This is a genomic window from Acidovorax sp. SUPP2825, assembly GCF_030158995.1.
Lineage (GTDB): Bacteria > Pseudomonadota > Gammaproteobacteria > Burkholderiales > Burkholderiaceae_C > Paracidovorax.
This window is the reverse complement of sequence record NZ_BQXK01000002.1, coordinates 1-19,192: the sequence shown is the minus strand read 5'-3', so window position 1 is coordinate 19,192 and position 19,192 is coordinate 1. Positions and strand designations below refer to the sequence as shown.

Annotated in this window: 17 protein-coding genes; 6 read left to right on the top strand and 11 right to left on the bottom strand. The window is 71.5% G+C overall.

What is annotated here, in order from left to right; all coding sequences use genetic code 11:
• The first annotated feature begins 1 nt into the window (after position 1).
• Positions 2-2,203: a TolC family protein gene (locus AVAK2825_RS02510; protein WP_284393985.1), complete on the top strand. Its 2,202-nt coding sequence runs from the start codon at positions 2-4 to the stop codon at positions 2,201-2,203.
• Positions 2,200-3,321: an HlyD family secretion protein gene (locus tag AVAK2825_RS02505; protein ID WP_284393980.1), complete on the top strand. Its 1,122-nt coding sequence runs from the start codon at positions 2,200-2,202 to the stop codon at positions 3,319-3,321. Before AVAK2825_RS02510 ends, AVAK2825_RS02505 begins: the two co-directional genes overlap by 4 nt.
• Before the next feature lie 408 nt (positions 3,322-3,729).
• On the opposite strand, the gene ltaE is transcribed toward AVAK2825_RS02505, so the two are convergent.
• A complete protein-coding gene (gene ltaE / locus AVAK2825_RS02500; RefSeq protein WP_284393978.1) occupies positions 3,730-4,803 on the bottom strand; it encodes a low-specificity L-threonine aldolase in 1,074 nt (357 codons plus the stop codon).
• A gap of 229 nt (positions 4,804-5,032) precedes the next feature.
• On the opposite strand from ltaE, the gene AVAK2825_RS02495 reads away from it, so the two are divergent.
• Both AVAK2825_RS02495 and AVAK2825_RS02490 read left to right on the top strand, forming a co-directional pair.
• Positions 5,033-6,175 carry an aminotransferase class V-fold PLP-dependent enzyme gene (locus tag AVAK2825_RS02495; RefSeq protein WP_284393976.1) on the top strand — a complete coding sequence of 381 codons (1,143 nt, stop codon included), beginning with the start codon at positions 5,033-5,035 and terminating at the stop codon, positions 6,173-6,175.
• A 41-nt stretch (positions 6,176-6,216) separates the two neighbouring features.
• The gene (locus AVAK2825_RS02490; protein WP_272566941.1) at positions 6,217-7,524 is read left to right on the top strand and encodes a DUF445 domain-containing protein; all 1,308 of its coding nucleotides are present in this window, start codon (positions 6,217-6,219) and stop codon (positions 7,522-7,524) included.
• Between the two features lie 47 nt (positions 7,525-7,571).
• On the opposite strand, the gene AVAK2825_RS02485 is transcribed toward AVAK2825_RS02490, so the two are convergent.
• Together AVAK2825_RS02485 and AVAK2825_RS02480 are read right to left on the bottom strand one after the other, a co-directional pair.
• Positions 7,572-7,991 (bottom strand): XRE family transcriptional regulator, encoded by a 420-nt coding sequence (locus AVAK2825_RS02485; RefSeq protein ID WP_272566942.1) that lies wholly within the window; start codon positions 7,989-7,991, stop codon positions 7,572-7,574.
• Between the two features lie 93 nt (positions 7,992-8,084).
• The gene (locus tag AVAK2825_RS02480; protein WP_284393967.1) at positions 8,085-8,510 is read right to left on the bottom strand and encodes an XRE family transcriptional regulator; all 426 of its coding nucleotides are present in this window, start codon (positions 8,508-8,510) and stop codon (positions 8,085-8,087) included.
• A gap of 141 nt (positions 8,511-8,651) precedes the next feature.
• Here AVAK2825_RS02480 and AVAK2825_RS02475 point away from each other — a divergent pair, with 141 nt between their 5' ends.
• Together AVAK2825_RS02475 and AVAK2825_RS02470 are read left to right on the top strand one after the other, a co-directional pair.
• A complete protein-coding gene (locus AVAK2825_RS02475; protein WP_284393965.1) occupies positions 8,652-9,338 on the top strand; it encodes a hypothetical protein in 687 nt (228 codons plus the stop codon).
• A complete protein-coding gene (locus AVAK2825_RS02470; RefSeq protein ID WP_284393963.1) occupies positions 9,335-9,919 on the top strand; it encodes a GYF domain-containing protein in 585 nt (194 codons plus the stop codon). Before AVAK2825_RS02475 ends, AVAK2825_RS02470 begins: the two co-directional genes overlap by 4 nt.
• 34 nt (positions 9,920-9,953) lie before the next feature.
• Here AVAK2825_RS02470 and AVAK2825_RS02465 read toward each other — a convergent pair whose 3' ends face one another.
• The 8 genes from AVAK2825_RS02465 to AVAK2825_RS02430 form a co-directional block, all read right to left on the bottom strand.
• Positions 9,954-11,465: an FAD-linked oxidase C-terminal domain-containing protein gene (locus AVAK2825_RS02465; RefSeq protein WP_284393961.1), complete on the bottom strand. Its 1,512-nt coding sequence runs from the start codon at positions 11,463-11,465 to the stop codon at positions 9,954-9,956.
• A gap of 48 nt (positions 11,466-11,513) precedes the next feature.
• On the bottom strand, positions 11,514-13,397 hold the full coding sequence (locus tag AVAK2825_RS02460) for a bifunctional diguanylate cyclase/phosphodiesterase (RefSeq protein WP_284393958.1): 1,884 nt from the start codon (positions 13,395-13,397) through the stop codon (positions 11,514-11,516).
• Positions 13,398-13,488: 91 nt separating this feature from the next.
• Positions 13,489-13,884 carry a response regulator gene (locus AVAK2825_RS02455; protein ID WP_284393956.1) on the bottom strand — a complete coding sequence of 132 codons (396 nt, stop codon included), beginning with the start codon at positions 13,882-13,884 and terminating at the stop codon, positions 13,489-13,491.
• The gene (locus AVAK2825_RS02450) at positions 13,881-14,378 is read right to left on the bottom strand and encodes a GAF domain-containing protein (protein WP_284393954.1); all 498 of its coding nucleotides are present in this window, start codon (positions 14,376-14,378) and stop codon (positions 13,881-13,883) included. The genes AVAK2825_RS02455 and AVAK2825_RS02450 overlap by 4 nt, the downstream gene beginning before the upstream one ends.
• Before the next feature lie 34 nt (positions 14,379-14,412).
• Entirely contained in the window at positions 14,413-15,906 is a 1,494-nt protein-coding gene (locus AVAK2825_RS02445; protein ID WP_284393950.1) for a chemotaxis protein CheW, read from the bottom strand.
• A complete protein-coding gene (locus AVAK2825_RS02440; RefSeq protein ID WP_284393947.1) occupies positions 15,903-17,633 on the bottom strand; it encodes a methyl-accepting chemotaxis protein in 1,731 nt (576 codons plus the stop codon). Before AVAK2825_RS02440 ends, AVAK2825_RS02445 begins: the two co-directional genes overlap by 4 nt.
• Positions 17,634-17,907: 274 nt before the next feature.
• Complete coding sequence (locus tag AVAK2825_RS02435; protein ID WP_284393944.1) at positions 17,908-18,807, bottom strand: LysR substrate-binding domain-containing protein; 900 nt, start codon at positions 18,805-18,807, stop codon at positions 17,908-17,910.
• On the bottom strand, positions 18,785-18,922 hold the full coding sequence (locus AVAK2825_RS02430) for a hypothetical protein (RefSeq protein WP_284393942.1): 138 nt from the start codon (positions 18,920-18,922) through the stop codon (positions 18,785-18,787). Before AVAK2825_RS02430 ends, AVAK2825_RS02435 begins: the two co-directional genes overlap by 23 nt.
• Positions 18,923-19,192: the final 270 nt, after the last annotated feature.

The following is a 19,192-nucleotide window of genomic DNA, read 5'->3' as shown; positions in this document are numbered from 1 at the left end:
TATGCCGCATCGCCTGGGGGAACGTCTTTTGCCATGGGCCGCGGTGCTGTGCCTGCTGGGGTGGGGCGCGGGCGCGCCGGCGGCCGCGCCGGCCCCGCCGCTGGTGCCCCCCGTGTTGGCGCTGGAGGCACCGCCCGCACTGCCCGCCGACGTGCTGGCCCAGGCGCCTGCCACCCTGGCGGAGCTGGAAGGCTGGGCCGAGGTGCAGGCCCCGGCCGTGCGGCTGGCGCAGGCCGAGGCCGACGTGGCCGCGCAGCGCACCGGCGCGGCGCGCGCCGGGCAGGGCGCGCGCGTGTTCGGCGGCGCCAGCCTCGGGGGCGTGCGCGAATCCGTCACCGACACCACCAGCCGCGACTACCAGCGCGGCCAGGCCCAGGTCGGCGTGCGTTGGCCGCTGCTGGGCAGCCGCGAGGCCCAGCAGCGTGGCGTGCGCGAGGCCGAGGGCGCCGAATCGCTGGGCCGGCTGCGGCAGGCCCAGGCGCAGCGGAACGTGCGGCTGGCCGTGCGCCAGGCCTATGTGCGGTTCGCGCACAGCCTGCAGCGGCGCCTGCTGGCGCAGGAATTCCTGTCCGTTCGCGCGCCCGTGGAGGCGCAGCTGCTGCACCGGCGCCAGGCCGGCGTGATGCTGGAGGCCGACCGGCTCGACCTGTCGGCGCTGTTCGATGGCGTGCAGGCCGCGCACGATGCCCAGCGCGCCGCGCAGTCCAGCGCGCTGCGCACGCTCGCGCGGCTGGCGGGGCAGCCCGTGGCGCGGGTGGACACCGCCATCCCGGGCTGGCCCGCGCGCTGCATGGACCGCGAGGCGCTGCTCGCGCAGGCGGGCGACGACCCCGCCATTGCCCAGGCCCGCACCGAGCGCGACACCGCCGCCGCGCAGCTGGAGAACGCGCAGCACACGGGCCTGGAGGCCGGCGTGTCGCTGTCGCAATCGGTGAGCCGCGACATCGGCGGCCAGCCGGGCCGCAGCACCGTCGTCGGCGTGGACTTTTCCATGCCCCTGGAGTGGCGCGCGCAGCGCGACGCCGCCCGGGGCCAGCTGCAGAGCGAGCGCGACCGGGCCGATCAGTTGATGGAACTGCGCCTGGGCGAATACCGCTCGGTGCTGGACCAGGCCCTGGCCGACTGGCAATTGCGCGGCGGCGAGATGCCCGGCTTTTTGAACCGGCTGCAGGCCGCCCAGGAGGGCCTGCGCGTGGCGCGCCTGCGGCTCGATGCCTTCGACGGCGACGGCTACTCGCGCCTGCTGATGGCGCGCTACGCCCTCTACCAGGCTTCGCTGCAGGTCGTCGACGGCTCGGAGCGCCGGGCGCTGGCCGCGCTCGACGTGCTGGCGCTCGGCAGCCCCTGCCCGCCGCAGCCGGGCGCGGCCGAGCCCCTGCCCGACCTGCTCGCGCCCGCGCTCACCGCCCTGTCCGCGCTGCCGCCGGCGGTGCGGGGCGAGCCGGCGTCGCAGGCGCGTGCGCCGGGCCTGGGGTGGTTCTCCTGGAGCGGGCAGGCGCTGCTGGACCGGCCCGCCCGGCTCGACGCCATGCCGCAGGACAGCCAGCGCGTGCTGCTGTCCTTCACCAGCGCGCAGCTGCGCGCCCTGGCCCGCCCGCCGGGCCGCGCCGCCCTGCGGCGCCTGCTGGAGCACGCGCACGATCGGGGCATGGCGGTGGAGCTGATGCTGGGCGAGCCCAGCTGGGTGCTGCCCGCCGGGCGCGAGGCCCTGCTGGCGCTGTTGGCGCCGCTGCGCCACCTGCCGTTCGATGGGCTCAACCTCGACCTGGAGCGCAGTCAGCTCGACGCCGCCGACCAGCCCGGCTGGGAGGACGGCACCGTGGCCACGCTGCGCGCGGTGCGCGCCGCCACGCCCTGGCCCCTGGCGCTGACCACGCACTACCGCGAGCTGCAGGTGCCCGGCCTCGCGCAGCGCCTGCAGGCCGCCGGCGCCACCGAGGTCGTGGCCATGGTCTACGTGAGCCGGCCCGAGCGCGCGGCCGAACTGGCGCGCCCGCTGGTGCGGCAGGCCGTGCCCGGCCTGCGGGTGGCGGTGGCCCAGAGCATGGAGGACTCGCTCACCCGCGAGGAAAGCAGCTATGGCGTGGGCCGCGCCGCAGCCCTGCAGCGCTGGCGCGCGCTTGCACAGTCCCTGTCCGACCTGCCGGCGTTCGCCGGCGTGGTCGTGCAGGCATGGGAAGATTTTGAAGGGGCGGCCCCGTGAAGATCCAGTTCGACATTCCGCCGGGTTCGGCGCAAGAGGCCAACGGCCTGCCGGTGCGCTACGCCGCCGCCAAGCGGCAAGTGCCGCGCTGGCGCTGGTACCTGTTGCTGGCCATGGTGCTCGCAGCGCCGGCCTATCTGCTGATGCGTTTCGCCATCGCCTACTGGTGGGAGACGGCGCCCGGCTTCGTCGTCACCGAGCAGGTGGCCGTGGGCGTGCACACCTCCGGGCGCGTGGCGCGCATCGTGGCCGTGGGCGAGACCGTGCCCGCAGGCCAGCCGGTGATGGTGCTGGAGCCGCCCACGGCCGCGGGGGCGCCGGCCTCCACGGCCCTGGCCGCGCCGCTGGCCGCCGCCACCGATCCGGCCGTGGCCCAGGCCGTGGCGCAGGGCCAGGCCGCGCGCCTGGCCGGGCTGAAGGAGGCCGAGCGCCTGGCGCTGCGGCAGGCGGCTCTGCACCAGGAGCGCGTGCGCACCATGGAAGGCCTGCGCCTGCAGGGCGCGGCCACGCGCCAGGAGCTGGATGGCGTGCGCCTGCAGGCGATGCAGGCCCAGGCCGGCGTGGACCGCGCGCGGGCAGAACGGGCCGAGACCGCCGCGCAGGTGGCGCGCGACCGCGCACTCGCCCAGGCGGCGCTGCGCGCCCAGAGCCCCGTGCCGCTCGCGGCCCCGGGGGCGCCGGGCACGAACGCGGGCACGGGGCCGCTGGCCGCCGGCGCGGCGCTGCCGTCGCCCGACGTGGTCGCGCCCTTCGACGCCACCGTGGTGCGCCAGCTCGTTCGCCGCGGCGAGTGGGTGGTGCCCGGCACCGACGTGGCCGTGCTGCAGGGGCGCGGGGCGCCCATGGTGCACGCCTACGTGCTGCCCAACGAGGCGCGCTACGCCCAGGTGGGGCGCCAGGCCAGCCTGCAATTCATGGACGGCGGGCGCATCCGCGCCGAGGTGGTCGGCGTGGTGGCCGAGGCCGAACGCCTTCCTGCCGAGCGCGTCTCGCCGCTGTCGCCGCGCATGCCGTCGATCGTGGTGCGCCTGCGCCCGCTGGAGCCGCTGCCCGCGGCCTACCGCATCCACCAGTTGCCGCTGGACGTGCGGTTCGACTGGGTGTGGAGCGGTTTTTGAGTCAAAACCCCTTCATGCCCTAGTATTGATTGCCTGTGTTGCTATAAAAAATATAGCATTAAGCTTGCTTGCTTGCTTGCTTGCTTGCAGGCGGGTGTCCGCTCAAGCGCCACCCTGTGCGAGGGCGCGGGCCGATCCAGCGCGCCGGCATCCACCCGTCCGCACGGTGCACCTGGCAGGCCGGCTGGCCTTCCAGGTGCCCGACACGGTTTCAACCCACACGCCCAGCTCGGGGCGTGACACGCTGGACACATCCCAGTCCGAAATATCGCCGTTGTTTCAATCCCACGCGCCTGCGAGAGGCGCGACGTCTGGCAGGCATCGAGCCCCCGTTCAAAGCTTAGTTTCAAACCACGCACTTCTCCGGTGCGACACAGGGGTTGGCACCCCTGCCAAACCCCCGCCGGATCATTGCCCGCGCCCGTCGAACCGGCGCACGCACTCCAGCGTCTGCGCCACGTCTTCGGGACCCACGTTCAGGTGCGCCACCCAGCGCAGGCGCGCGCCCCGGCCGTAGAGGCCGCTGGTCACCCGCACGCCGTGTTGGGCCAGCCACGCGGTGAAGGCCGGGGCCACGTCGGCCTCCACGTCGGTGAACAGGATGTTGGTGTGGGCCGAGGCCACGGTCAGGCGCCCCTGCAGCACGGGGTGGCTGCGGCCGGCTTCAGCCAGGCCCTCGGCCAGCCGGCGCGCCAGGGCATGGTCGTCGGCCAGGCGGCGCACGTGGTGCTGCAGCGCGTGCAGCCCCGCGGCGGCCAGAAAGCCGGCCTGGCGCATGCCGCCGCCCAGGATCTTGCGCGTGCGCCGCGCCTGGCGGATGAAGTCGTGCGAGCCCAGCAGCAGCGAGCCCACGGGGGCGCCCAGGCCCTTGCTCAGGCACACCGAGGCCGAGTCGAAGTGCGAGCAGATCGCGCGCGCCTCGTCGTACACGTCGGTGCCGTTCTTCTCGGCGTTGGCCGTGGCCGCGTTGAACATGCGCGCGCCGTCCAGGTGCATGGTCAGGCCGCGCGAGCGGGCGAGGGCGGCCACCTCGGCGATGTAGCCGGTGGGCAGCGGCTGGCCGCCGGTGGTGTTTTCCAGCACCACGAGGCGGGTGCGGGCGAAGTGCGGGTCGTCGGGCTTGATGGCGGTGGCGATGTCGGCCACGCGCAGCGTGCCGTCGGGCTGGGTCTCCACCGGCTGCGGCTGGATGGAGCCCAGCACCGCCATGCCGCCGGCCTCCCAGCGGTAGGTGTGCCAGCTCTGGCCCACGATGGCTTCGTCGCCGCGCTGGCAGTGGCCCATGAGCGCGATCAGATTGGTCTGGGTGCCGGAGCAGGCGAACAGCGCGGCCTCGAAGCCGAGCAGTTGCGCCGCATGGTCCTGCAGGGCGTTCACGGTGGGGTCGTCGCCGAACACGTCGTCGCCAAGGGGGGCCTGGAACATGGCGTCGCGCATGGCCGGCGTGGGTTGGGTGACAGTGTCGCTGCGAAAGTCGGGCATCGGGAGGGGCTCCTGGTGGGGGCTTGGGGTCGAAAAGGGTCGGTCCGGCATCCTAGCGGCGTTGGGCGCACTGCGTCCATCGCGGCGGCGATGCGGGCGGGCAGCCTGCGGAAAGTGCGCGTGCTAAGCTGGCCCGCTCAATTTTTCCGGCCTTGTTCGCCCCGCCTGCCGGCCAGCGCGGCCTGTGCGGCGTGTGCGGCGCGATGGCCCAGCCCTCACGGAGACAACCATGCCCGGCCTTCTGCCCGATATCGATCCCGACGGTCTGCTCGAATTCTCGGTGGTGTACACCGACCGGGCGCTCAACCACATGTCCCGGCGCTTCACCGGCGTGATGCAGGACATACTGGCCACGCTCAAGGGCGTCTACCACGCCCACACGGCGGTGCTGGTGCCCGGCAGCGGCACCTTCGGCATGGAGGCGGTGGCGCGCCAGTTCGCCAACCGCGAGAAGGTGCTCATCGTGCGCAACGGCTGGTTCAGCTACCGCTGGAGCCAGATCTTCGACGCGGGCGCTCTGGGCGGCGGCGCAGTGGTGTGCCAGGCCCGCCGCCAGGGCGAGGGCCCGCAGGCCCCGTGGGCGCCGTGCCCGGCCGACGAGGTGGCCGCCGCCATCCGTGCCGAATCGCCCAAGGTGGTGTTCGCGCCCCACGTCGAGACCGCCAGCGGCATCCTGCTGCCCGACGACTACCTGCGCACCGTGAGCGAGGCCGCGCACAACGTGGGCGCGCTCTTCGTGCTGGACTGCGTGGCCTCCGGCGCCGTGTGGGTGGACATGCAGGCCACCGGCGTGGACGTGCTCATCTCGGCCCCGCAAAAAGGCTGGAGCGGCTCGCCCTGCTGCGCCATGGTCATGCTCAGCGAGCGCGCCCGCCAGGCCATCGACGGCACCACGAGCAGCAGCTTCGCCTGCGACCTCAAAAAGTGGATGCAGATCGCCGAGGGCTACGAAAAGGGCCAGCACGCCTACCACACCACCCTGCCCACCGACGCGCTGGTGCAGCTGCGCGACGTGATGGTGGAGACGCGCGACTACGGCTTCGACAAGGTGCGTGCCGAACAGATCGAACTGGGCGCCCGGGTGCGCGCGCTGCTGCGCGAGCGGGGCTTTCCGAGCGTGGCCGCCGAGGGCTACGAGGCACCGGGCGTGGTCGTGAGCTACACCACCGACCCCGGCATCCAGAGCGGCAGGAAGTTCATGGAGGCCGGCCTGCAGACCGCCGCCGGCGTGCCGCTGCAGTGCGGTGAGGGCCCGGACTTCCAGACCTTCCGCATCGGCCTGTTCGGGCTGGAGAAGTGGCACCACGTGGACCGCACCGTGGGCCACCTGGCCGCGGCGCTGGACCGGATCGCCGCCCCGCCAGCGCACTGAAGCGGCCCTGTCCCACAGGGGTCTCGGGCTATCCTTGGGCGATGCAGAGCACCCACGAAGACCAGGCCCGCGCACTGACCCGGGCCAAGTGGCTGGCCACCGGCCTGTTGCTGGCGGTGGCCGCCGTGTTCGCGCTGACCTATGCGCTCCCCCGCAGCCTGGCGGTGGAATGCGTGCGCGCCGTGGCCGAGGCGGCCATGGTGGGCGCCCTGGCCGACTGGTTCGCCGTGTCGGCGCTGTTCCGGCGCATTCCGCTGCCCTTCGTGCAGCGGCACACGGACATCATCGCGCGCAACAAGGTGCGCATCGGCGGCAACCTGGCGTCGTTCGTGCGCGACGAGTTCCTCGATGCGCCTTCGCTGGTCACCATGATCCGCCGCCACGACCCGGCCCACATGCTGGGCCAGTGGCTCACCTCGCCAGGCAACGCCCAGCTGCTGGCGCGGCAGATGTCGCGCCTGGCGCTGTCGGCGCTGGAGACGGTGGAGGACGAGCGCATCCAGCGCTTCATGAACGATGCCGCGCGCACGCTGATCGGGCAGATCGACCTGTCGCGCACCATGGCCATGGCGCTGGAGGCGCTCACCCACAACGGCCGCCACCAAGCGCTGCTCGATGACCTGCTGGCGCGCCTGTCCACCCTGGTGCGCGACCCGCAGACCCGCACCTTCATCGCCGAGACCATCGTGCAGTGGATCAAGCGCGAGCACCCTCTGAAGGAAAAGGTGCTGCCCACCGACTGGCTGAGCGAGAAGGGCGCGGGCGCCATCGCCCAGGCCATCGAGAACCTGCTGGCCGAGGTGGCCGGCAACCCGGCCCACCAGCTGCGCGGCACGCTGGATGGGGCGGTGCAGCGGCTGGTGGAGCGCCTGCAGTCCGACCCGGAATGGGCCGAGCGCGGCATGGCGATCCGCCACTACCTGCAAAACGACGCCACCCTGGGGCGCTACGTGCAGACGCTGTGGACCAGCCTGCGCGAGCGCCTGCAGCGCGACCTGGCCGACGAGGACTCGGCGGTCTCGCGCAAGGTGGCGGCCATGGGCCAGTGGCTGGGCCTGTCGCTCGCGGGCGATCCGGCGCTGCGGGTGCGGCTGAACGTGCGGCTGGAGCTGTGGGCGGCGCAGTGGGCGCCCGAGCTGTCGCAGTTCGTGGCTGAGCACATCCGCAACACCGTGGACCGCTGGGACGCCAAGGAGCTGGCGCGCCTGGTGGAACTGCACATCGGCAGCGACCTGCAGTACATCCGCATCAACGGCACGGTGGTGGGGGGCTTCATCGGCCTGCTGCTGTTCGTGCTGTCGCATGCGGACGACCTGGCGCAGGGCGTGGGCGCCCTGTTCGCCGGCTGACGGGCCGGCGCCCTGCGGTGGCTGCCAGCCGGTGGCCGGCGGGCCTGTCAGCGGTTGCCGCCGCGCGGGGTCTGTTCGGCGGCCTGGGCCTTGGCGATCGCCAGGATCACCTCGCGCGCCAGGCGGCGCTTGGGCACGGGCAGCTTCAGGTAGGTCTCGAACAGTTCGCGGTCCTCGTACCCCAGGTTCACGTGCCAGCGGGCGGCTTCTTCGCGCGCCTGCGGCGTGGGCGTGCCGAAGGCCAGTTCCTGCACCGGCATGCGCAGCCACTCGGCCAGGGTGATGAGCTTGCGGGCATCGGGCATGGTTTCGCCCAGCAGCCAGCGGCGCACGCCGTGCAGGGTCATGGGCTTGCCCCAGTGGCGGGTGTTGAACTCCCGCTCGAGGACGGAGGGCTTGGGTTCGTAGCCGGCAGCCACCATGGCTTGGCGTAATTTCTCGGCAAACAGTTGCTTGGGATCTTGCATGGGCGGCACGCTAGGCACGCCCGTCGGCCGTGGATTGACTCCGTCTTAGAGTTACGCGGCCATCGTGATTCGGGGTGACGGTCGGCGACCGCGTCAATGGGTTTTGCCGGCCGGCTTGGGCTGATCGGCCGCGTGGGCCTTGGCGATGGCCAGGATCACCTCGCGCGCCAGGCGGCGCTTGGGCACCGGCAGCTTGAGGTAGGTGTCGAACAGTTCGCGGTCCTCGTAGCCCACGCCGACGTGCCATTGGGCAGCTTCCTCGCGCACCGCGTTGCCGTCGGCAACGCCGAAGGCCAGCTCCTGCACCGGCATGCCCAGCCACTCGGCCAGGGTGATGAGCTTGCGGGCATCGGGCATGGTCTCGCCCAGCAGCCAGCGGCGCACGCCGTGCAGGGTCATGGGTTTGCCCCAGTGCCGGGTGTTGAACTCCCGCTCCAGCACGGAGGGCTTGGGCTCATAGCCGGCGGCTGTCATGGCTTCTCGTAATTTCTCGGCAAACCGCTGCTTGGGATCGTGCATGGCGGCACGCTAGGCAGACCCCGTGACGGAAGATTGATTTTCGGATAAAGTCACGACAAACAATTGATTAAAAGTCAACTTTCCGAATTCCGGCGGGCCTTTCAGGGCTTGGCCGAGGGTCTCGGCAGGGGAGCCAGAACGATGCACAAGGGATGGGTGGCGCTGGTCTGCGCCGGGATGGCGCTCGCCGGCTGCGGCGACGGCGCGGTGCGGCAGGTGAAGGGGCTGGAGCGCGGCGACGTGCCGGGCCGGGTGGTGGGCGCGGCGCTCGATGGCCGCGGGGCCTGCGCGGCCGTGCAGTGGCGCTCGTTCCAGGATGCGCGCGGGCGCCGCATCGTCGAGTATGCCTGCGAGCACCGGCCGGCCACGGCGCACTATGCGCGGCTGACGCGCGAGGCGCTCGCGGCCCTGCCGCCCGAGCCGGCGCGCGAGCCGGGCGGGGCCGAGGCGCTGTACCTGCTGCGCCAGCGGTCGGTCGATTTCCGGCGGGTGCGCGAGATCACCGAATGGCGCATGGACGCGCCCGCGCCGGTCTGGATCGGCTCGCGCGTGGACACCGAATACGCCAGCCACACCGCGCGTGAGCCGGTGTCGGCCGACTTCGTGTTCGCCGAGGCCGCGCACGACGGCCCGGACCTGTCGCCGGGCTACCGGCACCTGCTGGAACGGGCATGGCGCGGCTACCGCCCACTGCCCGCCGCCGGGGCCGTGCACCACCGGCTCGCGGCGGCGCGGCCCGTCACGCGGGTGCCGCCGGCCGATCCCACCGTCCTCCATCCGTCCGAGCGGGCCTCCGCCACCTTGCGCAAAGGGGAGTGGTTGCGATGAACACCATGGAAGTCGACATCCACCTGGGCGAGGACGCCCGCTGGTTCTACGAGGCGCAGGGCGAGTGCCGCGGCCCGGTGCCCGACGACGAGATCGTGCGCCTGATCGATGCCCGGCGCCTGCCCCCGGGCCAGCGCATCTGGCGTCCGGGCCTGCCGTGCTGGGTGCCGGTGGAGCATTCGGAGTTCCGGCCGCACCTGGGCCCTCACCTGGGCTTGCCCGCGCCCGCCGATCCCTGGGCCGGCAGCGTGAACAACACGCTGGCCTGGCTGCTGGCCTGCGCGCCGGTGATGGGTGTGTCGCTGGAGGGTTTCGTGGCCTACCTCGTGTACCGCGATCCATACGTGTCGCAACGCGCCGTGCAGTCGGGGGCGTTCTTCTTCCTGACGGTGGCGTTCAACGTGCTGCTGGCCTTCGTGGACGAGCGCTGGCTGTGGCGCGCCGGGCACGACACCGCGGGCTTTCGCGGCTGGGTGTGGCTGGCGCCCGCCTATCTCTACCGGCGCGCGCGGCGGCTGGGGCAGGGCCTCGCGCCCCTGGCGGCCTGGGTGGTGTGCCTGCTCGTGGTGCTGATGCTCTGAGCTCGGGAGTGGGCAGCGGCCGGCCGCGCGCCGTTCAGAACCGCGGCAGGTCCGGGTGGGCGATCCGGCCGCCGCGCACCAGCATCTTTCCGTACTCCGCGCAGCGGTTGAGCGTGGGGATCACCTTGCCCGGATTGAGCAGGCCCGCCGGGTCGAAGGCGGCCTTGAGCGCGAACATCTGCGCGTTCTCCTCGGTGGTGAACTGGGTGCACATGGAGTTGAGCTTTTCCACCCCCACGCCGTGCTCGCCGGTCACCGTGCCGCCCATGGCCACGCTGGTCTCCAGTATGTCGGCGCCGAACAGCTCGCAGCGGTGCAGCTGGTCGGGGTCGTTGGCATCGAACAGGATCAGCGGGTGCAGGTTGCCGTCGCCCGCGTGGAACACGTTGGCGCAGCGCAGCCCGTATTTCTTTTCCATCGCGGCGATGGCCAGCAGGATGTCGGCCAGCCGCTTGCGCGGGATGGTCGAGTCCATGCACATGTAGTCGGGGCTGATGCGGCCGCTGGCCGGAAAGGCGTTCTTGCGGCCGCTCCAAAAGCGCAGGCGTTCGGCCTCGTCCTGGCTCACGGTGAGGGCGGTGGCGCCGGCCGCGCGCAGCACCTCGCTCATGCGGCCGATCTCCTCCTGCACCTCCTCGGGCGTGCCGTCGCTCTCGCACAGCAGGATGGCCTCGGCGGTGAGGTCGTAGCCGGCGCAGACGAAATCCTCCACCGCGGCGGTCATGGGCTTGTCCATCATTTCGAGGCCCGCCGGAATGATGCCGGCTGCGATGATGGCCGCCACCGCATCGCCGGCCCGGCGCACGTCGTCGAAGCTGGCCATGATGCAGCGCGCCAGTTGCGGCTTGGGGATCAGGCGCACGGTCACTTCGGTGGCCACGGCCAGCATGCCCTCGCTGCCGATCACCGCGGCCAGCAGGTCGTAGCCGGGCGAATCCAGCGCCTCGCTGCCGAAGGTGACGGGCTCGCCCTCCATGGTGAAACCGCGCACGCGCAGCACGTTGTGCACCGTGAGGCCGTATTTCAGGCAGTGCACGCCGCCGGAGTTCTCGGCGATGTTGCCGCCGATGGTGCAGGCGATCTGGCTGCTCGGGTCCGGCGCGTAGTACAGCCCGTGGGGCGCGGCGGCCTCGCTGATGGCCAGGTTGCGCACGCCGCACTGCACGACGGCGGTGCGCGACACCGGGTCCATGCGCAGGATGCGGTTGAACTTGGCGAGCGACAGCGTCACCCCGAGGGCGTGCGGCATGGCCCCGCCCGACAGCCCGGTGCCGGCCCCGCGCGCCACCACGGGCACCGACAGCGCATGGCAGGCGCGCAGCACGCCCTGCACCTGGTCCTCGGTCTCGGGCAGGGCCACGGCCAGTGGGCGCTGGCGGTAGGCGGTGAGCCCGTCGCATTCGTAGGGCGTGGTGTCCTCGGCCTGCCACAGCAGCGCATGCGCGGGCAGCACGGCCTGCAGCGCCGGGATCAGCCGCGCGCGGATGGCGGCGGCGGGCGATGGCGAGGAAGATGGTGAGGCGGAAGGGGCGTTGGCGGTCGTCATGGGGTGCCGCGGGGCCCCAGGCGGGCACCGCTGAAGGGGCACTCTACGTCAATCCGGCCGCCAAACGGGTAGCTGCGCGGGCGAGTTCGCGTGAAGTTCTTTCGCGCCGGCCGTGAAAAGCTTTCCCGGAGCCGCCGCCGCCCGCGCGGCGAAGAAGGGTGCGACCTCGCTGGCCTCCATGGGGTAGGCCAGGAAGTAGCCCTGCACCAGGTCGCAGCCCGCCTCGGAGACCATGTCCAGGATCTCCTGGGTTTCCACGCCTTCGGCCACGAGCTGGTAGCCCAGGCGCTGGCCCAGCGAGATGATGGTGCGCAGCAGCGTCCAGGCCTGCATGTCGTGGGCGATGGGCATCACGAGCGACTGGTCGAGCTTGAGCATCTCGGCCGGTAGCCCGCGCAGGCACGACAGGTTGCAGTAGCCGATGCCGAAGTCGTCCAGCGACACCTTCAGGCCCATGGCGCGGATCTCCTCCAGCACGCGCTGCGTGGCGCGGCCGGTCAGGGCGACGTTCTCGGTGCACTCGATGTGCAGCTGCTGCGCCGCCACGCCGTGCAGCGCGATGGCGTTGCGCAGCACGGTGGCGAAATCCGGGTGCTCCAGGTTGCGGGCGGACACGTTGATCGCCATGGTCAGCTGAAGGCCCTGGCGGTTCCATTCCGCCAGCTGGGCCAGGGCCGTGTGCAGCACCCATTCGGTGAGCAGGTGGATCAGGGCCGTCTGCTCCACCTGCGCGATGAACTCGGCAGGCGAGACGTTGCCGTGGCGCGGGTGGCGCCACCGGATGAGTGCCTCCACGCCGGAAAAGCGCTGGTGGCGCACCTCGAACTGGGGCTGGTACACCAGGCGGAATTCGTCCTCCGCCAGGCCCTGCGTCAGGCCGCGCAGCAGCGCGAAGGCGCGGCGGTGGGCGGTGTCGGACTCGGGGGTGTACCAGACGAAGGCACGGTTCAGTTCGTCCGCCTGGTGCAGGGCCGACGTCGCGCGGCGCAGCACGTCGCCCGCGGATTCGGCATCCAGCCTGAAGCGCGTCAGGCCCGCCACCAGGTACAGATCCAGCACCACCCGGCTCATTCGGAACGCCTCCTGCAGGTGGCGCTGCACGCGCAGCACGGCCTGCTCCTGCACCTGCGCGCTGCCTTCGGGCAGCAGGTAGGCAAACCGGGTTTCGGACGCGTGGTACAGCTGCACCTGCGGGCCCAGGGCCTGCATCAGGTGCGCCACCACGTCGCGCAGGCCGGCCTCCAGCGGTGCGATGCCGATGGCGCGGACGGCCTGCTGCAGGTCGCGGTCGCGGATCACGTCCAGCAGCACGAGCGTGCGCATTTCGCCCGGCGTCTGGTTGCACAGGCTCGTCAGGTCCTGTACGAGCTGGGCCCGGTTGTACAGGCTGGTGATCTCGTTGATGCGCCCGGCCGTGCGCTGAAGCGCGATTTCATTCAGCACGAGCGCGGCCAGGTCCTGCAGCTGCTGGCACTGCGCGGCATCGAAGGTGCGCGGGTGCTGGTCCAGGATGCAGAGGGCGCCCAGCGCCTGGCCGCCGGGCAGCACCAGCGGGGCGCCTGCGTAGAAGCGAACGCCCAGTTCTCCGGTCACCAGCGGGTTGTTGGCGAAGCGTTCGTCCAGCAGGGTGTCCTCGACCACCATCACGTCGGCGGACTGGATGGTGTGGTGGCAAAAGGCCACCGAGCGCGGCAGCTCGCGCGCGGACAGGCCCACGCGCGACTTGTGCCATTGGCGTTCGCCGTCCACCAGCGTCACCAGCGCGATGGGGGCGTCGAACAGGGCGCTCGCCAGCCGCGTGATGCGGTCGAAGCCGTCGCTGTCCGGCGTCTCCAGCAGGCCGGTGGCCCGCAGGGCGCAGATGCGCTGGTGCTCCTGTTCGAGCGCCGGGTCCGTGTCTTCGGGGCGGGGGATCGAACTCAGCGGTGGCACGGGCGGCGGTCTCCCAACGGCGTGATGAACGGGGGCGCGTCGCCCGCGCCTGCCAGGGGGCCGCACACCGCCAGGCGAGCGGGCCGCGCGCTCATGGCCGGCGCCCTGCCATGGCCTGCACCGATTCGAGCAGGGCCCCGATCTTGAAGGGCTTGCGCAGCGTGCCCGTGACGCCGATGGCTTCGCGCCAGGCATCGCGCTCCGGGTCGGGCAGCGAGGACATGGCCAGCACGGGCATGTCGGCCGGGCAGGCGAACGCCCCGCTGCGCAGGCGCGCCAGCAGGTCGGTGGAGGCGGCGGCATCGTCGCAATCGAGCACCAGGCCGAAAAAGGGCTGGGCTGCCAGCACGGGCAGGGCCCGCGCCACGCTGGTGGCTTCCTGGAAGTCCACCAGGCCGAGGTCGCGCGCGACCGAGACGATCGTGCGGCGCAGCACGAATTGCGGCTCCACCAGCAAAAGGATGGGCAGGGAGGGTGGACGGGTCATGCGTCTTTGTCTTTGCCGGCAATGGTTTCGTTGGCCAGGGTGCCCAGCGCCCGCAGCACGGCCCGCTCGGTCACGGTGAGGCTGCGGGGTTTGGTGTCGATGATGCAGAGCGTGCCCAGGCGCTCGCCGGTCGGCGCGCACAGCGGGGCGCCGGCGTAGAAGCGGATGTGCGGGGCCTGGGTCACCAGGGGATTGTCGGCAAAACGCGCGTCGAGGTTCGCATCTTCCACCACGAACAGGTCCGGCTGCAGGATGGCGTGGGCACAAAAAGACACATCGCGGCTGGTTTCGGGCACGGCGAGTCCGACGCGCGACTTGAACCATTGCCGCTGGTCGTCGATGAGGCTCATGAGGGCGATCGGGGCGTCCAGCTGTTCGGCGGCGAACCGCACGAACCGGTCGAAGCGCTCCTCCGGGGGCGTGTCGAGCAGCATCAGTTCCTGCAGCGCGCGCAGGCGCTGCGCTTCGTTCTCGGGGGTCCTGGCTGGGGTCATGGGGGGTGGGTCCTTGGGAGAGGGGTGGGGTGCGTCAGCCGAGCAGGTAGGCCATCTGGCCCAGATCGACCACGACCATGCTGGCGCTGGCGCCGCCGCGCTGGTGCGTGACCATGCGGAACTCGCCCACCGAGCCGAGGCGCATCGCGCGCACGTCGGCGCGGTGGGCCGGCAGCCAGTCGCACAGCTTGGCAATCGCGATGCCCACGGTCGCGTGATCCGCCGGGTCGGGTTGCAGCAGGATGGCCATGCGCGGCGGCTCGGCGCCGGGCCGGCCGTTGAGAGAAGGCATGCACGCCACTTTCAGCGTCGTGCCGCGCCAGTCCATCACGGCGGTCCGGCCCCGGACCAGTTCGTCGATGACCGGCTGCGGCAGGTCGACGACGCCGACCACCTGGTCCACCGGCGAGGCATAGAGCGCGTCGGCCTCGAACACCAGAAAGTGGCCGCCGGCTTGGTCCGCGTCGGCCTGCGCATCCGTCGGCGCACCGCCGGCACCCTCGGCCCCATCCACCGGCGCAGCCGCGGGCGCCACTTCGCTCACGGCCGCCTCAGGCACGGCTTCGAACAGCTTGCCGATGTCCAGCACCCGCAGCGTGCCCAGGCCGGCCACCAGTGCCAGGCCCTTGAGCAGCGGATCGCCGGGGGTGGGCGCCAGGTCGGCCTCGGCCAGGTCGGCCAGTTGCCGGCAGGTGTCCGCCGTGAGGCCGATCCACTGCCCCTGGCTTTCCAGCACGGCCACCCAGGGGCGCAGCGCGGCACCGGCGCGGGCGGGGCCGGCGGCCACGTCCACCAGCGGCAGCTTGCGGCCGCGCAGCGTGCTGATGGCCACCGTGAAGTGGCCGGGGGGGACGTTCAGTTCGATGCGCGGCACTGGCACCACCGTGTGGATGGCGCGCGCCGGCACGGCCCACAGGTCGTCGCCCACGGCGAAGACCGCATGCCGCCCGGCCAGCGCCTGCTGGTCCGGGGGGCGGGCCGCCGACGGCGTAGCGGCGGTCGCAGGGGCCGGGTCCGTGGCCAGCGCAGGGTCCTCGCACCACACCTGGCACAGGGCCATGAGGCGTTCGACCTCCAGCACCGACAGGATCGGCGCGCCGGCCGAGGCGGGCACGACCGACTGGAACAATTCCTCCTGGCCGCCGTCGTGGTGCACGCGCACGATGGCCTGCGGATCGACGGGCTTCACGCCCAGGACCTCGTCCACCCGCACCCCGATCCGCGCCGGCCCCGCGTGCAGCACCAGCACCCGTTGTGGCGCGCCGCTGGCGGGCGAGGCGGCGATGGGCAGCCAGCGCTCCAGCGACACCACCGGCACCGGCCGGCCCTGCAGGTCGATCATGCTGGCCAGGGCGCCCTGGCGGCGGGGCAGGGCCGCCAGGCCCTGCGGCGGGATGGCGATCGCGCGCTCCACATGCACCGCCGCGATGGCGATGTGGCAATCGCCCACGCGCACCCGCACATGCGCCTGGGCGTCGGCTCCGGCCTCGGCCGCCGCAGGCGTGGAGGGGCTGCCCGGTGGGGTCATGTGCCCGTGCGCCCGGAGCTGGCGCCTTGCAGCTTGTCCAGCAGCACGACGACGTCCTGGGTGGACGTTTCCTGCGCCAGCATGGCGTTGCGGATCTCACCGATGGACTGGCTGGTGCTGTCCACCGCAGCCAGGATGCGGCTGAAGGCCGCGCCCACCTCTTCGGACAGGCGCCCGCCTTCGGCCACGCGGGCCACGCTGCTGCCCACGAGCTTGGAGATTTCCTGCGCGGCGAGCGCCGACTTTTCCGCCAGCTTGCGCACCTCATCGGCCACCACGGAAAATCCGATGCCGTGCGGCCCGGCGCGCGCGGCCTCGATGGCGGCATTGAAGGCCAGCAGATGCGTCTGGCTGGAGATCTCGCCAATGGTGGCCACGATGTCGCGGATGTCGGCGGACGACTGCTCGATGGCGGCGATGGCCTCGCGCGAGCGCGCCAGCACCTGGTGGCCCTGGCCGGCCTCGTGCTGGGTCTGGGTGGCCAGGTCGGCCGAGCGCTCGGAGTTGCGCGCCACCTGCTGGATCGAGTCCGAGATGGTGTGCAGCACGGCGCCGATGTCCCGCACCTTCTGCGACACGGCGGTCTCGCGTTCGACCTGCTCGGTCACGTTGACCGCGAACTTCACCACCTTGTACACGCGGCCTTCCACGTCGAAGATGGGGTTGTAGGTCGCCTGGATCCAGATGCCGGCGTCGTGCTTGCCGATGCGCCGGTAGCGCGCGCTCTGGAACTTGCCTTCCCCCAGGTCCGCCCAGAAGTCGCGGTAGGTCTGCGTCTTCACGAAATCGGGGTCGCAGAACATGCTGTGGTGCTTGCCGCGGATCTCCTCGAGCGTGTAGCCCATGGTGCGCAGGAAGTTCGGGTTGGCGGTGAGGATGCGGCCATCCACGCCGAACTCGATCACCGCCTGCGACAGGCCGATGGCATCGAGCTTGCCCTTGGTCTCCGCGGCCTGGCGCGTTTCCTCGGAGATGTCGGTGGCGAACTTCACCACTTTGTAGGGCTTGCCGGAGGAGTCGAGGATGGGGTTGTACGACGCCTGGATCCACACGTCCGAGCCGTCCTTGGCCACGCGGCGGTAGCGTCCGGCATCGAATTCGCCGCGGGCCAGCCGCTCCCACAGCCGCGCGTAGTCCGCCGAGCGCACCACCTCGGGCGTGCAGAACATCCGGTGGTGCTGGCCGATCACCTCGTCCTCGGTGTAGCCGAACACCTTCAGGAAATTGGGATTGGCGTGCAGCACCTTGCCGGTCAGGTCGAACTCGATCATGGCCTGCACCCGGTTCATCGCGGCGATCTTGCCCTCGAAGTCGGCCTGGGCCTGGCGCGCCTGGGTCACGTCGGTGGCCAGCTTGACCACCCCCACGGGTCGCCCGGCGCTGTCGAAGATGGGGTTGTAGGAGGCTTGCAGCCACACCGGCTCGGCGTTCCTGGTCAGGCGCTGGAACACGCCTTCGACGATCTCGCCGGCGGCCAGACGCTCCCACATGGCACCGTAGGCCGCGCTGGCCGCCACCTCGGGCGGGCAGAAGATGCGGTGGTGCTGCCCGACGATGTCCTCGAGGGCATAGCCCATGCGGGCCAGGAACAGGGGGTTGGCGTGCTGGACCTTGCCGGCCAGGTCGAATTCGATGGTGCATTGCACCCGTTCCAGCGCGGCCAGCAGGCCCGTGGTGCGTGCGCGTTCCAGCTCGGACGCGGCAAGGGGGTCTGTGAAGGCGTTCATGGTCGCAAAGTCCTGGTGGGCGGCATCAAGGGGTTATCGGCCACTGCAGCCCCAGGCTTGAATGCCGGGCCCGCTGGAAAACCGGCGAGGCGTAATGTGATGGTTTGAAGCCGCTCCCGCCGCCGACGTCGCAATAGACCCGCGCCGACGCGGGGCCTTTGGGAATCTTGACGGCCCCGCGGGCGTCGCGCAAGCCTGCGGGGGCCGAAACCGGGGGGTTTTTTGCCCGCCATCGCCGCCCGGCGCCGGGGCGCGGGGCGGCTTTCACCCCTTGTCAGGCCATGGTGCGGCGCAGCCAGTCGGTGAAGGCCGCGCATTCCCAGCGGTCCATGGTGCCGGTGCGCCAGCACAGGTAGTGGGCGTGCGGACTGGGCGCCTCGCCGGGAAAGAGCCGCACCAGGGTGCCGTTTTCCAGCCAGGGCGCGCCCAGCTTGAGCCGCACCAGCGCCACGCCCATGCCGGCCGCGGCGGCGTCGCACATCAGGCCGATGTCGTTGAACTGCGAGCCCTCGCTGGGCTCGGCCCAGTCCAGGCCGCTGGCGCCGAACCAGGTGCGCCAGGGCTCCAGCGGGCTGCGCAGCAGAGCCACGCCCTCCAGGTCCTCGGGGCGCTCGAAGGGGCCGTGCTCGCGCACGAAGGCGGGCGAGGCGAGCGGCGTGACCCGGTCGCGCGCCAGCTCCACGTGCTCCAGGTCGGCGTAGTGCCCCGGGCCAAAGCGCACGATCAGGTCGGCATCCTCTGCCACCACGTCCAGCAGCGGGATGGAAACCTGCAGCGCCAGGTCGATCTCGGGATAGGCCTCGGTGAACTGGCGCAGGCGCGGGATCAGGATGGCGCGGGCGAAGGTCGGCGTCACCGCCAGCTTGAGCCGCCGCTTGCCCGGCGCCGTGGCCGCGCCCGGAAAGCGCTGCAGCGCGCCCAGGCCTTCGCGCACATGGGCCAGGTAGGCGCTGCCTTCGGTGGTGAGCGAGAAATCGGCGCGGCCGAACAGCCGCACGCCCAGGATCTGCTCGAGCTGGCGCACGCGGTGGCTGACGGCGCTGGGCGTCACGCACAGCTCGTCGGCGGACTGCGTCACGCTGCGCAGGCGGGCCAGGGCCTCGAAGGTCAGCAGGCACTGGATGGGCGGGATGCGGGCCGCCACACCAAATTTACGCTCGAGAATATTGCTCAAGATCGGATGAAGTTATGGCGTGCGCGTTGACCAATTGGTAGTGCCGTTCTTCCATGACTTTCACACTTCCATCCATCACCGTCAGTTCAAACATGGCAATTCGTTCGTCGGTCATGAACTGTGCGGACACTGGCCTGCAAATCAAACCAGGAAAAGCTTGGGCACATAGCGCAATGTCTTGCTGAGTCTGCACTACGCCATGCTTGTCAGACCCGCCTTTGGCTTGTACTGGAACCACAAATTGCTTGCCGTGCTTGTCTAGAGCGTGTTATGAACTTTGCTCCGTGAGAGCGAAGCCAAGGGTAGAGTTTGCAGATGCCCCGCAAGCCCTACCCAACAGACGTCAGCGATGAAGAATGGAGCTTCGCTGCGCCTTACCTGACCC

Excerpts from the sequence above, each read along its gene's own strand:
- AVAK2825_RS02490 (WP_272566941.1), top strand. The coding sequence starts at position 6,217 with ATGCAGAGCACCCACGAAGACCAGGCCCGCGCACTGACCCGGGCCAAG.
- ltaE (WP_284393978.1), bottom strand. The coding sequence starts at position 4,803 with ATGCCCGACTTTCGCAGCGACACTGTCACCCAACCCACGCCGGCCATG.
- AVAK2825_RS02475 (WP_284393965.1), top strand. The coding sequence starts at position 8,652 with ATGCACAAGGGATGGGTGGCGCTGGTCTGCGCCGGGATGGCGCTCGCC.
- AVAK2825_RS02510 (WP_284393985.1), top strand. The coding sequence starts at position 2 with ATGCCGCATCGCCTGGGGGAACGTCTTTTGCCATGGGCCGCGGTGCTG.
- AVAK2825_RS02470 (WP_284393963.1), top strand. The coding sequence starts at position 9,335 with ATGAACACCATGGAAGTCGACATCCACCTGGGCGAGGACGCCCGCTGG.
- AVAK2825_RS02450 (WP_284393954.1), bottom strand. The coding sequence starts at position 14,378 with ATGACCCCAGCCAGGACCCCCGAGAACGAAGCGCAGCGCCTGCGCGCG.
- AVAK2825_RS02455 (WP_284393956.1), bottom strand. The coding sequence starts at position 13,884 with ATGACCCGTCCACCCTCCCTGCCCATCCTTTTGCTGGTGGAGCCGCAA.
- AVAK2825_RS02480 (WP_284393967.1), bottom strand. The coding sequence starts at position 8,510 with ATGCACGATCCCAAGCAGCGGTTTGCCGAGAAATTACGAGAAGCCATG.
- AVAK2825_RS02465 (WP_284393961.1), bottom strand. The coding sequence starts at position 11,465 with ATGACGACCGCCAACGCCCCTTCCGCCTCACCATCTTCCTCGCCATCG.
- AVAK2825_RS02485 (WP_272566942.1), bottom strand. The coding sequence starts at position 7,991 with ATGCAAGATCCCAAGCAACTGTTTGCCGAGAAATTACGCCAAGCCATG.
- AVAK2825_RS02495 (WP_284393976.1), top strand. The coding sequence starts at position 5,033 with ATGCCCGGCCTTCTGCCCGATATCGATCCCGACGGTCTGCTCGAATTC.
- AVAK2825_RS02440 (WP_284393947.1), bottom strand. The coding sequence starts at position 17,633 with ATGAACGCCTTCACAGACCCCCTTGCCGCGTCCGAGCTGGAACGCGCA.
- AVAK2825_RS02445 (WP_284393950.1), bottom strand. The coding sequence starts at position 15,906 with ATGACCCCACCGGGCAGCCCCTCCACGCCTGCGGCGGCCGAGGCCGGA.
- AVAK2825_RS02430 (WP_284393942.1), bottom strand. The coding sequence starts at position 18,922 with ATGACCGACGAACGAATTGCCATGTTTGAACTGACGGTGATGGATGGA.